A 15,082-nucleotide genomic window follows, 5' to 3' on the forward strand; every position below is an offset into this window, starting at 1 on the left:
GGTTGCCTCTCGTTCAAAATTTTGATGTAACGTATCGTTAATTGCCGTCGTAACGTACGGCCTCACCAAAGTATTCGTAGGGCAATAGCACCATGGGCTGACCTCTTTGCTCGACAAGAAATTGCAAGTACTCGTGGTGATAGGCTGCGTTATTCTGTGCCCACGAAACCGGGTGATTGGCCATCACCAAATACCGCAATTCATTTAGCGCAGAGACATTACGGGCTGGCCCCTCAACCACCAGGATTTTATCCTTGGGTGAAATGCCCGCTTGTTGGCGTGCTAAATCGATCGCAAAACTTAGGTTGCCAATGTCATCAATCAACCCGAGCTCTTGCGCTTGAGTGCCGGTGTAAATACGTCCGGCGGCCAGCTCCCGCATACGCGTATGCGGTTTTGAGCGAGCTTCAGCGGCTTGGGTAACAAAGTCGTCATACCAACCATCAATGCGCTGCATGATACCCGCACGTTCTTCAGTTGTCAGATCCCGGTGCGGTAAGGCAATGCCCAGCAGTGGCAAGCCAATACCAAAGCCGACATCGGAGGACGCGCCGCGGCTGACGAAGTCACTGTTGAGGTTTAGGCGCTGTCCTAAGCCATTGTCCCATAGGCGTACGCCGGTAACGCCAATGCTGCCAGTGATGGTATTGGGTGCAGCCACCAAAGTGCCTGCATGCATAGCAACCCAATAGCCACCTGAGGTCGCCAATGAACCCATGGAGATCACCACTGGTTTTTGAGCTTGTGTTTCTTTCACTTGCTCGGCCAAGAGATCGGCGGCCAGAATGCCGCCGCCCGGTGAGTCAACTCGGATGACCACGGCCTTAATGCTGTCGTCCTCGCGCAGGGCTTCGAGATTACGCGCCAGTTGCCGAGTGCGCATGCCCATATCGGTGGCGGTCATACCGGTGGCGTAGAGTACCGCGATGCGATGTGCAGGCCCCCAGTGATTGTCCAGTGGGGTACGAAACAGGCTTAGGCCACTCGGAGACACTAACGTATGCGACGACCCCGCCATTTTTTCAAGTACGTCGTCTACGTCAGTGTAACGAGCCAGCTTGTTGACTACGCCAGCATTTACAAGGTCTTGGGGCGATAAGTAGATGCCGCGATCTATTAAACGGTCGAAGTCATCTGCGCTCAGGCCTCTACCATTCTCCATGCTGGTTTGCCACAGCGCATAGAACCCGTCGATAATGGCTTGTCGTTGTTCACGATCCGGGTCTGACATCTCGTAGCGGGACAGATTCTCGAAAGCTGTTTTGTATTCAAGGTTGCGAAACTCATCAACGCCAACCCCCCAATGTGCGAGTAAGTCAGCGACATAAGTAGTACCAGAAACAAAGCCCGGCAAGGTGAGGGTTCCAGCTGGGTCCATAAAAACGACATCGGCCGCCGAAGACAACAACAGCTCGGTCATGCCGCCATTCTCTATATACAGCACTACCTGCTTGCCACTCGCCCGGAAATCGTCCAATGAGTCCTTGATTTCCCATGCCAACGCGGCGGGTACTTGCAACTGGGTCGTATTGATGACAATGCCGCCGATGGTGTCGTCTTGGCGCGCTGCTTCTATGTAGCGTAGCGTGTCGAGCAGGGCATGCCGACGATCAAAGATACCAAAGGTTTGGTACGTAATCTCTTGATTCAGTGTCAGCTCCAAGTAGCGGTCTTGACGCTGAACAAGGGCATCCATCAGGTTCCGGTCCCACGCACCGAGACGCACGGCATAGGATTGATAGCTCGCGTTATTCTTTTCGGGATGATGGGACTGTGCACTGATTCCGGCATGCCCGAAACTGATCTGTAAGCCTGCAGTAAGCGCTCCGGAATCAAAATATCGTCCGGCTACCCGAATGCCGGGCAAGACTTCACTGACGCCGCCAGCCGACCACTGACCGCCGGTTAAGCCTTGGTCGTTGCCGGTGGCGTAATCGGCAAACACGGTGAGTAAGGTAGAGCCCAGAGGCCGGTAAGCCACGTCAGCGGTGCCTTCATAATACCGGGTGTCAGTGGCTATCGTTCCAGTTAGGCCAATAGAGGTGTTGCGGCTCGGCCGTGTCAGGGTGCCAAGGGTAAAATGCGTGCGCAGGTCTTGCGTGTCGGTGTCGCCTCGATACCAGCCGATTGAAAATCCAGCCGCGGCGTCATCGGTACCGCCACCCATGGCCAGGGTGTAGTCTCGCACTTGTTCTGCCCCTCGATTGTCGCGGCCAAAGGTAAAGCTGACGCCAGGTGCCGCCAATACGGTATTCCAACGTTGGTCGTCGTAGAGAAAATCATCACTGGTCCAACTGAACAAGATATCGCCTTGTTTGAGGTGATGCAGACCGGCCGGGTTGTCATAGCCGTAGTGGCCAAATTTAAGCGCGCCGGGTGAGGCCAGCAAGAACTCGTTCTTTTCATAGTAGCGCTGAAAACCGATGCCTTCGGCATGAGCCAATGTGCAAATAAAGAGGGTGGATAATGCCGCTGATGCAGTCCGCGAGGTCATGGTGTCTTTCCTTTTGACAAGCGAAGATTAAACAGTGGGTGAGCTTAAACAATTGCCGGCGTAGGAGCTATATGAGTGCACGGGATTTACGGTTAATCGCCGTTGTAATCGCCAGCACGTTCCATTGCGCTGTTGATAATATAGTTGGCACAGGCGAACAAGTCTTGTAACAAAATGGTGCGTCGTGCCCGAAAAGTAGGCTTTAGATGTTCCCTTTAGCTTGGTACCTCAGAATAGACTGGTGCACCCCGGTAGATGCCGGAAAATATCTTGCCGTCGCGCCAGCGCGGGTAGGTTTTGCCCATGTGCACTAGAGTTTCCTGATTGTCCTCTGGTAAATCTTGATCAGGGTGAATGATGTCAGTCAGCTCTTTGACCGCGGCCTTGAGCGCTTGCGAGTCACTGCTGGCAGCGCATTCGGCTATTTTTTCGAGAAAGTCCGTGCGTGCCAGGGGCATCTTGGTGGAAAACTCCAGCTCAACCAGGCGTGCGCACTTTTGGGCTGCGCGCACGGCATTGATGTTCAGGAGCCAATGTCTGTCGGTCATATGTTCGCTCCGCACATGCAGAAGGTCATCTGTTCAGTGGTAATAGGAGCAAGAACCGTACCTGTTCCATTTGTTCAGCAATGATCAAGAACGACCGGTAGACGATTGTAGAGTCGCGAGCAGCACTCTATGCTGCAGAGACTTAAGAAAAAATTAGGAATGACCCATGAGTGACGTATTGCAGCAATTCTTAGACGAATACCCCGTAGTGGTCGAGATGCCTGTGCAATGGGGAGAAATGGATGCTTTGCAACATGTGAACAACGTGACCTATTTTCGTTATTTCGAATCGGCACGCATTGCCTATATGATGAAAACATCATTGATTGGTGGCGCACGAGGCACATTGGGGCCGATCCTAGCGGACACAGAGTGCCGATATAAGCGTCCTGTTACTTTCCCGGACCGGATAAAGGTAGGGTGCCGCATCGCAGAGTTTCAAGAGTTCGGCTTCCTGCAACAGTATGCCGTTTACAGCACGGCACAGGATGCAGTCACAACGCATGGCAGTGCGCGTATTGTCTTGTTGGACGTGACGACTGGGAAGAAAGCGGCGTTAACAGAAGAGTTAAAGGCAGAACTGGAAAGTGTCAATGGCGCACAGGTGTAGCCGGGTGCGCCTAGGGGGCGACTGAGTGAGTCGTCGACCTAGGGCTTTTCAAGAAATACTGCTGAGCTTCCCTGACGCTATTGTTGCTTGCCCGCCGGGCGATACTGTGGCTTCAAGCGCACATACAGGCGGCGTGTCAGCTTGCACACGACTTCACCCTGTTGATCGTGTACATAGACGTCGAACTCCGGAAAATAAGCGTCACCGGTTTCGGTAGCCTGTTTGATGCGATTGAGGTCACTGTCCTCTAGGTGGAACTCCGCAGTTAGGCGGCCAATACCTGGCGAGATGAAGTCGATATCGGCAGACTTATCCCAAATCATATACCGTTTGAAGTCCAACGAACCATACAGCATCAAAGCGATGATTGGGTCGGTCATCGAAAACAGACTGCCGCCGTACTGCGAGTTATTGATGTTGCGCGTCCACGGGCGCCATAGCAAATCGACACGGGCATATCGGTAGTCATGACTGACGGTTTTGATACGGATGCCGGGGAAGAAGAACGGTGGCCAGAAATTCATCACGAATCGAAACAGCCAAGGGTGACGAAAAAAGTAAGCAACCATTGCACAGACATCCATAGATACATTAACGATGCGGAGTACACCGCATTTCTGTATGTTTGGTCAACTAACCCTGGGGTTAGTTCTGTTTGCAATGAAGTAAGAGGGTGAATTGCGTTCGACTGTTGAAGCGAGGTCACTGATCTGAGCGCTTCCTTAACAGATATTCTGTAAAACAGTGCTATTATTTAACCAGTGCTTTCTAAATATGTTCACGCAACGGGTTGCCATTTACGCGATTGCCTAACTACCATGCAGACACGGAAAAAAATCACCATATGACTAAGGGGATAACTCAAAAGCAGTCGAGTCAGCGTCGTTCCGTTGTCTTGATCATCGGCGGTCTAGTGCTTATGTGGTTGCTGACTGCCAGCATTCTTGCCGCGTTTTATCGAACCAGCGTAGACAACTTCAGTGCTGAAGCCAAAGACCGAATTTTGGTTAATACGCAGTATTTCGCGCGTAATCAAAGCCAGCTTACCAATGCAAAACTCAATGAGTTAGACAGCACTCTACGCGCATTATCATATATTGCATCTGCACCCGGAATACCGGATCAAGACATACAGGGTATCTTTTTGCTGCGTCGTCAAGTCAGCCCCGAGATTGCAGATTTTTTGTTGCTCGATCCTTCCGGCCAAATTCGGATTTGGACCAGAGGAAATGACGAGCCCGTCCCAGAAGTCAGTGACCGAGGCTACTTCCGCGTTCATTTAGAGCAGCCGAGTGAGCAGACTTTTCTCTCCAGCCCTGATTTAGCTCGAACAACCGAATCCCGCCCTTTTATTGCACTGAGCCGAGGGCTTTATTCACCTGATGGTGAATTTCTGGGCGTATTGGCCATGGCATTGGACATTGAACGACTGGCAAACACACTGGGTGGTGTCACGGAAATCGACGGTGTCAGTACGGTATTGGCAGATCTCTACGGTAGTTTGCTATTTCGTCGTCCGTTCCGCGAGTACGAGCCCGGGCAGACTCTCGAATCGATTGCCGGGTACGGTGGCAACCCACCGGAAAGAGCGAGCTTTGTTGTAGACTCGCCTTTTGATGGTGTGACACGTCAGGTATCGTTTCAGCGCCTGGAAAACTGGCCGTGGGTGGCTTTTGTGGGCGCCGATTTGGCCACGCCTAAGGCCGCCATAGAACGTTTCCAGTTTACGGAGCGCCTGCGACTGATTGTGCTCCTGGGTGTGTTCAGTGTGATGTTTGCGTCGGTGGCGTGGCTGACGTGGCGGCGCATGCAGTCAGAACAGGCGCTGATGGACGATATCGTTCAGCGCAAGGCAGTTGAAGAGCGTTTGGCATGGCAAGCCAACCATGATGCGCTGACGGGATTGCCGAACCGTATGCTGTTCTACGACCGGCTAAACCATACACTGCGGCGCAGTAGCCGTTCCAGACGGTCCTTTGGACTCATTTATATTGATTTGGATGGCTTCAAAGCGGTGAATGACCAGTGGGGTCATACGGCAGGTGACCAGCTGTTGCAAGAGGTGGCGAAAAGACTCCAAGACTCTGTACGTGGCAGTGATACCGTGGCGCGCTTGGCGGGTGATGAATTTGTAATCTTGGCCGACCAATGCGGATTGGAAGAAGCGCAAGCTCTGGCAGAGAAAGTCTTAAGCGCGTTGACAGAGACCATTGTGTTGCCAGAACAGGAAGTGAACATATCCGCCAGTATTGGTTTGGCCGTAGCGCCACTGGATGGCGACAGCGCCGACGGTTTGATCAAGGCGGCAGATAAAGCGATGTATTTTGCCAAGAATACCGGCAAAGGTAAGGTGGCAAAGACTGGTGACGTTGTCGGGCCATCAATCGCATGATACTGTATGTATAGACAGTCTTAAGGCGCCGTTATGCTCACGCTATACCCCGGTAACCGCATGGAAGAATTGGTGCAGCTCATGTTGGAGTTGATGCGTTACGGTGGGCGTGAGTACCCGCTAGCAGCCGACCAGATAGTGGTGCAAAACCCTGGCATGCAGCACTGGCTCTCCATGGAAATGGCCAGCCATCAGGGCATTGCGATGAATACGGATTTTCCCTTGTTGTCGAGATTCATCTGGAAGATGATGCGCCGTCTCGATAAAGCAGTCCCCGAACAATCGCCTTACGCGCGCGAAGTCTTGGTGTGGCGTATCTATGAGGCCTTGGGTCAGTTGCGTGACCACTCGGCGATGGTGGAGCCGACGGCCTATTGGGCAGCCGATCGCACTGATCTACTCAAGCGTTTTCAGTTGGCGCGCACGCAAGCTGACCTGTACGAACAGTATCTGATTTATCGCCCGGAGTGGATATCCGCATGGGACGCTGGTCAGTTTGGCGGCATTGCCGGGGCGCCTGAAAGCAGCGCTCAATGGCAAGGTGTGTTGTGGCATCACTTAGTACAAAGCGAACCAAGGCACCCTCTGTATTGGTTGGAACGCTGTCGGGCCTTATTGAAGGCAAAGGATGCGGCGTCAGATGCTCATTTTCCAGCGTCCGCGTATTTGTTCGGCATCAATACCATGGCGCCGCTGTGGTGGGGCTTCTTGCAGGCCCTGGGTGAGCGGATGGACCTCCACGTCTTCTTGCTGAACCCTTCGGATGAATATTGGGGGGATATCCAAAGTCCTAAGGCCATTGCGCGTCAGCGCGCCCGTTGGGTCGACCACGAACCGAATGCCAAACTGGCCGATGTTGGCAATCCCTTGCTTGCCTCCATGGGGCGGCAAGGGCAAGAGTTTATTCGGCTGGTGTACGGTGAGGAACAGGCGGAAATTTCGGTGTTCACCGCGCCTTCAGGTACGACCTTGCTGCCCACTTTGCAACGTGACATTTTGCGCCTGCATGATGCGACCGCTGCGCCACAGAATATTGCGGCGGATGACAGCCTGGTAGTTACCAGTGCGCACAGTGCTCTGCGTGAAGTTCAAGGGCTGCATGATTGGTTGCTCGGGCAGTTTGCCGCAGACCCTAGTTTAACCCCTCGTGATGTGGTGGTTATGTGTCCTGCGGTTGAAGAGTACGCGCCCTACATCGAAGCGGTGTTCGACAGCGGCGTCAATCTAGAGCGCGGCGGTGTGCCACGTTTACCCTGTTCTATCGCTGACCGCTCGTTAAGCGACAGCCTGCCCTTGGTGCAGTCCTTCATGGCGTTGATGCAACTGCCCGACAGTCGCTTTACGGTGAATGGCATCTTGGCGCATTTGCGGATTCCCGCTGTGCAGCGACGTTTTGGCTTGCAAGCGGAAGACCTGCACACCATTACCCTGTGGCTAGAAAAAGCCGCCATTCACTGGGGGTTGGACGCCACGCACAAAGCCCAGTTAGAGCTCCCCGCCGATGATCGCTACACCTGGCAGCAGGGGTTGGAACGCTTGTTGTTGGGCTTTGCTTGGGGGGATGAAGAGCATGAATATCAGCACCGCCTGCTGTTGCCGTGGGTCGAAGGCGACCAAGCCGAACTGCTGGGAAAGCTGATCCACTTGTTACACGTGTTGCGGGACGAAAGTCGCCAATGGCATGGTGAGTCTTCGGCGCTCCAGTGGCAAGAGCGCTTGGTGCGCTTGTTAGAGCGTGTGTATACCCCAGGCGACGAAGATCAAGATGGCTACGACATGGTTTTGGCGGCCATTCAAGATTTAACGGCTTATACGCAGCGTGCACACTGCGCCGATCAACCGCTGCCCCTGTTGGTGGTACAGGATTTTTTACGTCATCACTTCAGCCAGCCGGAGCAGCGCCAACGTTTTATGACGGGGCAGGTGACCTTTTGCTCTATGGTGCCGATGCGCAGTATTCCGTTCAAAGTCATCGCTGTTTTGGGCTTGAACGACGGCCAGTTTCCGCGTCAGCGCCAGCCACTCGGCTTCGACCTCATGGCGCATACCGCGGCTCGGTTGGGTGATCGTTCGCGGCGCGGCGATGACCGCTACCTGTTTCTGGAAGCCATTTTATCGGCTCGCCAAGCCCTGTATCTGAGCTATCAAGGGCGCAGTGTGAAGAATAATGAAGTACAGCAGCCCTCACTGGTGTTACAGGAATTACTGCAATATATAGAGCAAGGCTACGGCTGGCGGGCCGACAATGTTATTCGACAGTTACCATTGCAGCCCTTCAGTCCCGATAACTATCGAGCCCCCTTACAGAGTTACGATGGTCGTTGGCTGCAACTGATGCTGAGCCGCAGTGAAGGCGGCCAAGGTCAGTTGCCACCACTGCAGTTGCCGCCCTTGGGTGGTGCGACCAAATGGGAGAGCTCAGCGCCAGCAGAAGACAGCGACGACGTACGTCATGAAAGCATTGAATATTGGGTGCGTTGGTTTGATCATCCGGCCAAAGCGCTCGCCAACACCCGTTTGAACCTGTATCTCGAAACCGAGCAGAGGCTTTTGGAGGACGATGAACCCTTCGTTGCATCGCATCTGGACCGCTACACCGTGCAGTCCGATGTGATCAGCAGCGTGCTGCAGCAGGGGAAAGCAGGCGGTGTTTTGCAACGCCATGAGATGCGCCAAATGTTACCCGACAACCCACGGTTTGCCGCCGAGTTGGATGAATGGCAGCACGACGCAGAGCAGTTTTCGGCGGCATTAACGAGTCTGGGTTACGGCGCTCTGGTGGCGAAGCCTCTTGTGTGGGCGCATCAAGGCTTAGTATTGCACGCGCAGTCCGTGGCAAGTTCAGACAAACAGGTGCTGTGGCGCTTTGCCAATCCGAAGCCGAAAGACCATCTTCGCTTGTGGTTGCATCATTTGCTGGCCAATGTGCAGGGCCCGGTAGAGACCCAGGGGCTATTTCGTCCAGACATAAAGGCCAAGACCTCAAAAGGAGAGGTCAACGTTGCCCAGCGGCTGACGTTGTCGGCGTTAACACCAGAGCAAGCCGAAGCACTGTTGCAGGCGTGGTTTGAGGCGTGGCAGGCTATCACCTCGTCGCCGTGGCCGGTGAGCGCTGCACTGGCATTGATGGCGTTAGACGGCAAGAGCACGGAAAAAGAAGGTTGGTATGAGCGCTGGTGGCTGGAACAGATGGACAATGATCCATACTACGTATTGTTTTGGCCGCAGTGTGTCGTTGAACCACCTGAGTGGGGTCCTGCCCATGATGAATGGGTCAGCTCTTTATATCAGCCCTTATTGGATCATCTTACCGTAGACCACGTCACGACTGGCACAGACGTGGGAGTGTCATCATGAACGAACGCATGCCACAGCCGTTGGTCGCGGAGGAGATTCCACTCACCGGTCGTCACCTCATAGAAGCGAGTGCGGGTACAGGAAAAACCTACAACATCACCCGGCTCTATGCGCGCTTACTGCTGGAGCAAAAACTGAGCGTTCAGCAGATTCTGGTGGTGACCTTCACCCGCGCAGCCACCGAAGAGTTACGAGGGCGTGTCGCCAGCTATTTGCGCGAATTGCTACATCAGTGGGGTAGCCCGGACGCCGACGATTTTGCACAGACGGTGCGTGCGCGCTTAACCGATCAGGAAGCCAGGCTGCGCCTGCGCGACGCATTACAAAATCTGGATGAAGCGGCTATCTATACCATTCATGGGTACTGTAAGCGAGTACTCACGCAACAGGCGTTTGCCAGTGGCATTCCCTTCGAAGTTACCATGGAAGCAGACACCAGCGAACTGGTCTTGCAGGTCACAGCCGACGCGTGGCGCCGCCTGGCGCAAGAGCCCGAGCGTTACTGTAGGGTGACGGAACGCTTTCCCACCCCCGACAAGTTCTATCAGGCTTTTCGTCAGGTACTGACTTCAGAAGCCCGCGTCGAAGCCGAAACCTGGGAAGATCTACAGCAATTGAAACAGGTCGTGCTGCAGGGTCTGCACCCTCAGCTCGAATTCTTGCGTAACGAGTTGATTCGTAGCCGGAAAAAGCCAGCCGAGGTCGAGCAGCGCGAAGGGGAATTAGCAGACCTGCTGAGCTGGTTGGCTGACGCGCCCGAGTTACCCATACCCGCCAGTGTTGCCAGCTTTCTGCACGGAAGGCGCTATCCCAAACGGGCAGACATTGCCGAGGTATTAGAGCCGGTGAAGGCGCTAAAAGACCTGCCAGAGCGCTGTCACAAAAGCGCGGTGAATGCAGAACTCATTGCGTTGTTGAATGAGTTGCGTACCCGTATTCAACATGAGAAACAACGTCAACGCGTATTGGATTTTAATGATCTGGTTACGCAGTTACGTGACGCCCTACAAGGAGCACAAGGCGCTGCCTTAGCTCACACCTTGGCAGAAACCTTTCCAGCGGCCTTGCTGGATGAATTTCAGGATACCGATCCGCAGCAGTACGCCATCTTCGATGCGGTTTATCAGTCGCCTGAGACAGCACTCTATATGATTGGTGATCCGAAGCAGGCGATTTACAGCTTTCGTGGCGGGGATGTTTATGCCTATTTGCAAGCAGGGCAGACTGCAGATTACCTATGGAGTATGGATACCAATTTTCGGTCTTCGCCCACGTTGATTCAGGGCTACAACCGCTTGTTTTATGGCGCGCCAGTACCCGAAGACGAGGCGGGGCTAGCACCATCCTATCGGGTTTTTGGTGCGCAAATTGGTTATCGCCCGGTTAAGGACGGCGGTATCGCCAGCAAGGCCAATAAAACGCCGCTCCACGAGCCCGCAGCCGAGCAAGCCCCTGCGGCGCTGCAACTGGTGCACTTTCCGCTGCATCTTGCGGACCAAGAGAAGTACTTCTTGGCCGAGTTCCGTCAGGCTATTGCGGCTTGGTGCGCGCAAGAAGTGCAGCGCTTAATGGGCGGCCACGTGCGGCGTGGCGAGCAACCCTTGCAGGAAGCGGATATCGCTTTTTTGGTGCGCAGTAAAACCGAAGCCGAAGTGATGCAAGAGGCCTTGCGTGCCGCCGGGTTTGCCTCCGTTTTTCTCAGCGCCCGTGACAACGTACTGCAGAGTCCGGAAGCCGTGCAGCTGGAAAAAGCCCTTACCGGTATTCTTTATGCGGAAGACGATCGTCTGTTGTTGGCTGCTTTGGTTTCGCCGCTGTTTGGTTTGACGGCACAGGATATTCTTGCTTTGCAAGATGATGAACATGCTTGGGAGCAACAACGCACCTATGTACTGGGTTTAAGGGAGCAATGGCAGCGTCATGGCTTTATCACCATGGCCTTGAACCTGGTGCATGACCGGTATCGTCCCGATGCTCAGCAACGAGAGCGGCACGAGCGAGCCATGACCAATATGCTGCATCTATTAGAGTTGCTGCAACAAGCCAGTCAGCAAGAGTCAGAACCATGGCAGCTGCTGGAATGGCTGCGTCTGCAACAGCGCTCTAACTTGTCTCGGCAAGAGGTTGAATTGCGTCTTGAAAGCGACGCCAACCTTATTCGTATAATCACTCAGCACAGCTCAAAGGGGCTGGAATATCCCATCGTGTTTGTACCCTTTGCGACCTATGGCGCGAGCAATCGAGCCACCAATGTCATGGCTTATCATGACCGGAACGGCGATATGGTGTGGCGCCTAGGAGCTGGAGACGACGCCACGAAAGCAGCGCAACGTGAACAGGAAGAAGAGCGAGTGCGTTTGCTATATGTTGCCGTGACGCGTGCTGAGCAACGTTGTTATCTGTGTGTAGCGAATTTCGCGCGCCCTCAAACCTCGGCCTTGGGTTTGGCCTTGGGGTTGCCATTGGCAGTGTCGCAAGGCGCAACGACAGAACAGGGCGAAGAGGCGTCCGTTTCCAGTGATCCGTGGCCGGATGCTTTGCGAACGCTGTGCGCTACCGACGCGAACCAGTCGAGGGCCGACATGGGCTGGACAAAGGTTGAGCAACTGGTGGAAACGATACCTATCGCGCCCACTATGGACCACCAGGCCCCTCCGACGGTTTCGACCTTTGCCGGGCGAATTGAACGGCACTGGGGTTTGAGTTCATTCAGTGCCTTGGCACGCAGCCTGACACAAGCACAGGTAGGCTATGGTGATCTCAGTCGGCGTGATCGCGACCAGCAAGAAGCCGGGAGCGAGGAGCTGACGCTGCGCAAGTCGGCCGATCGTTTGGCCATGCGCTTTCGTCTGCCCAAGGGGGCGCGTGCCGGTAATCTATTACACGATACCTTGGAACATATGAATTTTACGGACCCTGACTGGTCGGCAGTAGCTCAACGAGCGCAAGAGCATTTTGGGCAGTTATTCAGCAATACAGCAGCCTTGACCGACTTGCAGGTTTGGTTGCAGGCCTGTTTAAACACGCCGCTCAACGCAGAGGGCTTGTCACTGAGCCAGCTGGGTTTACGACAAACGCTGCGTGAAGCAGAGTTCTACTTTCCTTTGCATGGTAGCACTGGGCGCGACTTAGCGCGCTTGTTGCAGGCGCACCGGCGCTCGGTCGGCAAAGAGGATGCGGCATCGGTTGAGTTGCCAGCACGCCAACTGGAAGGGATGATGCATGGCTTCATCGACCTGATTTTCGTCTCCGATGGACGCTACTATGTGTGCGACTACAAATCGACTTGGCTGGGTGATCAGTTATCGGCTTATACGCCGGACGCCCTGCAACGCAATATCGAACAGCATTGGTACGACTTACAATATTTGATTTACAGCCTTGCCTTACACCGCTACCTGCAGCAACGCATTCCGGATTACCGAATGAGTGAGCACTTTGGTGGTGTTTATTACCTGTACTTGCGCGGAATGGCGCCTGAATCGCCCGGCACCGGAGTGAACTTCGTACGACCAGATCCCAGTATTATTGAGCGTTTGGATGCTCTGGTGGGCGCTCAGCCAGAAGAGGGGCGACCAGTATGAAGCCATTGCATCACGAACATGACTTAGCTTGGCACGACGGCGCGTGGTCATCTTACGACCAACTGCGGTTGCTCTGCGAAGACATGGCCGCAGTGGACTATTATCTGGCGCTGGATGTGGTGCAACGACAGACCGACATCCAAAGGACCTCAGCAGGCCAAGAAATCCTGTTGTACAGCTTGGCAGCGCTGAGTCGCGCCCTGCGCGACGGTCACAGTTGTTTGGACCTGCGTGCTTTGGCTGGCGAGGTGGTTTGGCGTACTCCAGCCGGCGAGGGTGCCCCGTCGAGTGAGGTTTGGCGCGCGCCTGCCCTGGCAGACTGGCAAGCAGCGCTGAGCAGCTTGGTGCCAGAAGGCAGCGCTGAACACCCCATCGTTTTATCCGGTCACCGCCTGTATCTGCGCCGCTATTGGCGGTTCGAACAGGAGGTGGCCGAACGTTTGCAGCCGTTATTGGCTGACGTACGGTTTATCGACAGCAGCAAAGCGCAGGCGGTATTGCGCACGTTGTTTCCTAAGCAGGTCATCAGTGGTGACACACCAGTGCAGACGTCGTTATTTGACGACTCGCCGAGCCCGTCGGACAACAGAACAGACTGGCAAGAGGTCGCCGTCGCCAACGCTTTGCGCCGCCGATTGGCCATCATAGCCGGTGGTCCCGGAACCGGTAAAACGACGTCAGTGATCAAATTGTTGTACGCGCTGCTGGCATTGAATCCAGACGGCGACAAAATCAAACTGGCTGCCCCGACCGGCAAGGCCGCGCAGCGCTTAACAGAGTCGGTGCAGGGCGCGAAAGAACGTTTAGCGCAACTTCCAGGTATTGATCCAGGTGTACTGCAACGCATTCCAAGCGCCGCCAGCACCTTGCATCGCTTGTTAGGCGTTATTCCCAACACCGTGCAGTTTCGCCACCACCAAGACAACCCTCTAGACCTTGATGTCCTGCTACTGGATGAAGTCTCTATGGTGGACTTGCCCATGATGACTCGCCTGCTGCGGGCACTGCCTGCGGACTGTCGTATCATCATGCTGGGGGATGCAGATCAGTTGCCCTCAGTAGCGGCAGGCAGTGTGCTGGCAGACTTGGCACCGCGACCCTTTGCGGGCTACAGCGTCGAAAATACCCAATGGTTAGAGCATGTGACCGGATACACCTTGCCAGTGGTGGCGTCTCCGCTGAAGCCGGGCGTCGCGCCCGAAATTCGAGCAGCATTGGGGCAGCCGGTAAACGCTGATCATGTGGTGTTCTTACGCGATAGCCACCGTTTCAGTGACGACAGCGCCATTGGCCAGTTGGCACAACAGGTGATCGCCGGGGATCAGAGCGGAAGTTGGCGCACGCTGTGCCACAGTACACCGGATGTTATTCATGTTCCTACTTCGGTGGACTTACCAACCTGGATCGCAGAGCTGACCGATCGCTTTATATTGGCTATTTATGCCGCGCAGGATATTGCGGAAGCATGGCAGGCGTTACAAAACTTTCGCTTGTTGGCGGCCGTACGTAATGGGCCGCAAGGCGTGCAGGCTCTGAATGACTTGGTTGAACAGCGGTTGCGGCAGTTGGGGCGCATTCCGGGCCGACAGACCGACTGGTATGAACGCCGTCCGGTCATGGTGACACAGAACCACTATGGCGTACGGTTGTTCAATGGCGACATCGGCATAACTTGGCGGGGACCAGACGGTCGTCTGGCGGTCTATTTTGATTCCGGGCAAGTCGATGAGGGCGGTGCCATGGTTTTTCGTGCGGTGACACCAGGCAGATTACCGCCAGTAGAAACCGTATACGCCATGACCATACATAAAACGCAGGGGTCGGAATTCACGCATGTTGCAATGGTGCTACCTGATACTCATCAGCGACTGCTGTCGCGTGAGTTGATTTATACCGGTGTGACGCGCGCTCGTCGCACGGTGACCGTCTGGTGTTCGGAGTCTGTTTGGCAGCAATCCGTGGCCTCTCCCGTAGTAAGGTACTCCGGGCTGGGCGTTCGCTTGCAGATCGAAAACTGCCGTTAAGGCTGCATCGATTAGCGATCGTTTTGTGCTAAAGTGCGCGCAGTAGTATCACATGGATCTGAGGTTGATGATT

General features: G+C 54.7%; 8 protein-coding genes. 5 read left to right on the forward strand and 3 right to left on the reverse strand.

Going from position 1 to position 15,082, the window contains the following annotated elements:
• Positions 1 to 37: 37 nt before the first annotated feature.
• Both NFC81_RS05710 and NFC81_RS05715 read right to left on the reverse strand, forming a co-directional pair.
• Positions 38 to 2,494 carry a S49 family peptidase gene (locus tag NFC81_RS05710; protein WP_304996567.1) on the reverse strand — a complete coding sequence of 819 codons (2,457 nt, stop codon included), beginning with the start codon at positions 2,492 to 2,494 and terminating at the stop codon, positions 38 to 40.
• A gap of 215 nt (positions 2,495 to 2,709) precedes the next feature.
• The gene (locus NFC81_RS05715; RefSeq protein WP_304996568.1) at positions 2,710 to 3,042 is read right to left on the reverse strand and encodes a hypothetical protein; all 333 of its coding nucleotides are present in this window, start codon (positions 3,040 to 3,042) and stop codon (positions 2,710 to 2,712) included.
• Positions 3,043 to 3,208: 166 nt separating this feature from the next.
• Here NFC81_RS05715 and NFC81_RS05720 point away from each other — a divergent pair, with 166 nt between their 5' ends.
• The gene (locus NFC81_RS05720; protein ID WP_304996569.1) at positions 3,209 to 3,652 is read left to right on the forward strand and encodes a thioesterase family protein; all 444 of its coding nucleotides are present in this window, start codon (positions 3,209 to 3,211) and stop codon (positions 3,650 to 3,652) included.
• 77 nt (positions 3,653 to 3,729) lie between these two features.
• On the opposite strand, the gene NFC81_RS05725 is transcribed toward NFC81_RS05720, so the two are convergent.
• Positions 3,730 to 4,221 carry a DUF4442 domain-containing protein gene (locus NFC81_RS05725; RefSeq protein ID WP_304996570.1) on the reverse strand — a complete coding sequence of 164 codons (492 nt, stop codon included), beginning with the start codon at positions 4,219 to 4,221 and terminating at the stop codon, positions 3,730 to 3,732.
• A gap of 275 nt (positions 4,222 to 4,496) precedes the next feature.
• On the opposite strand from NFC81_RS05725, the gene NFC81_RS05730 reads away from it, so the two are divergent.
• Genes NFC81_RS05730 through recD form a run of 4 tightly spaced genes read left to right on the forward strand, consistent with a single transcriptional unit; the run spans position 4,497 to position 15,009 of the window.
• Entirely contained in the window at positions 4,497 to 6,044 is a 1,548-nt protein-coding gene (locus tag NFC81_RS05730; protein ID WP_304996571.1) for a diguanylate cyclase domain-containing protein, read from the forward strand.
• A gap of 33 nt (positions 6,045 to 6,077) precedes the next feature.
• Complete coding sequence (recC, locus tag NFC81_RS05735) at positions 6,078 to 9,401, forward strand: exodeoxyribonuclease V subunit gamma (protein ID WP_304996572.1); 3,324 nt, start codon at positions 6,078 to 6,080, stop codon at positions 9,399 to 9,401.
• Positions 9,398 to 12,985, forward strand: coding sequence for an exodeoxyribonuclease V subunit beta (gene recB, locus NFC81_RS05740; RefSeq protein ID WP_304996573.1), 3,588 nt, complete (start codon positions 9,398 to 9,400; stop codon positions 12,983 to 12,985). The genes recC and recB overlap by 4 nt, the downstream gene beginning before the upstream one ends.
• Positions 12,982 to 15,009, forward strand: coding sequence for an exodeoxyribonuclease V subunit alpha (recD, locus tag NFC81_RS05745; protein WP_304996574.1), 2,028 nt, complete (start codon positions 12,982 to 12,984; stop codon positions 15,007 to 15,009). Before recB ends, recD begins: the two co-directional genes overlap by 4 nt.
• The last annotated feature ends 73 nt before the right edge of the window (positions 15,010 to 15,082 follow it).

The organism is Salinispirillum sp. LH 10-3-1 (assembly GCF_030643825.1).
GTDB lineage: Bacteria > Pseudomonadota > Gammaproteobacteria > Pseudomonadales > Natronospirillaceae > Salinispirillum.

Coding starts and splice junctions, on each gene's coding strand:
- NFC81_RS05710 (WP_304996567.1), bottom strand. CDS start 2,494: ATGACCTCGCGGACTGCATCAGCGGCATTATCCACCCTCTTTATTTGC.
- NFC81_RS05715 (WP_304996568.1), bottom strand. CDS start 3,042: ATGACCGACAGACATTGGCTCCTGAACATCAATGCCGTGCGCGCAGCC.
- NFC81_RS05720 (WP_304996569.1), top strand. CDS start 3,209: ATGAGTGACGTATTGCAGCAATTCTTAGACGAATACCCCGTAGTGGTC.
- NFC81_RS05725 (WP_304996570.1), bottom strand. CDS start 4,221: ATGGTTGCTTACTTTTTTCGTCACCCTTGGCTGTTTCGATTCGTGATG.
- NFC81_RS05730 (WP_304996571.1), top strand. CDS start 4,497: ATGACTAAGGGGATAACTCAAAAGCAGTCGAGTCAGCGTCGTTCCGTT.
- recC (WP_304996572.1), top strand. CDS start 6,078: ATGCTCACGCTATACCCCGGTAACCGCATGGAAGAATTGGTGCAGCTC.
- recB (WP_304996573.1), top strand. CDS start 9,398: ATGAACGAACGCATGCCACAGCCGTTGGTCGCGGAGGAGATTCCACTC.
- recD (WP_304996574.1), top strand. CDS start 12,982: ATGAAGCCATTGCATCACGAACATGACTTAGCTTGGCACGACGGCGCG.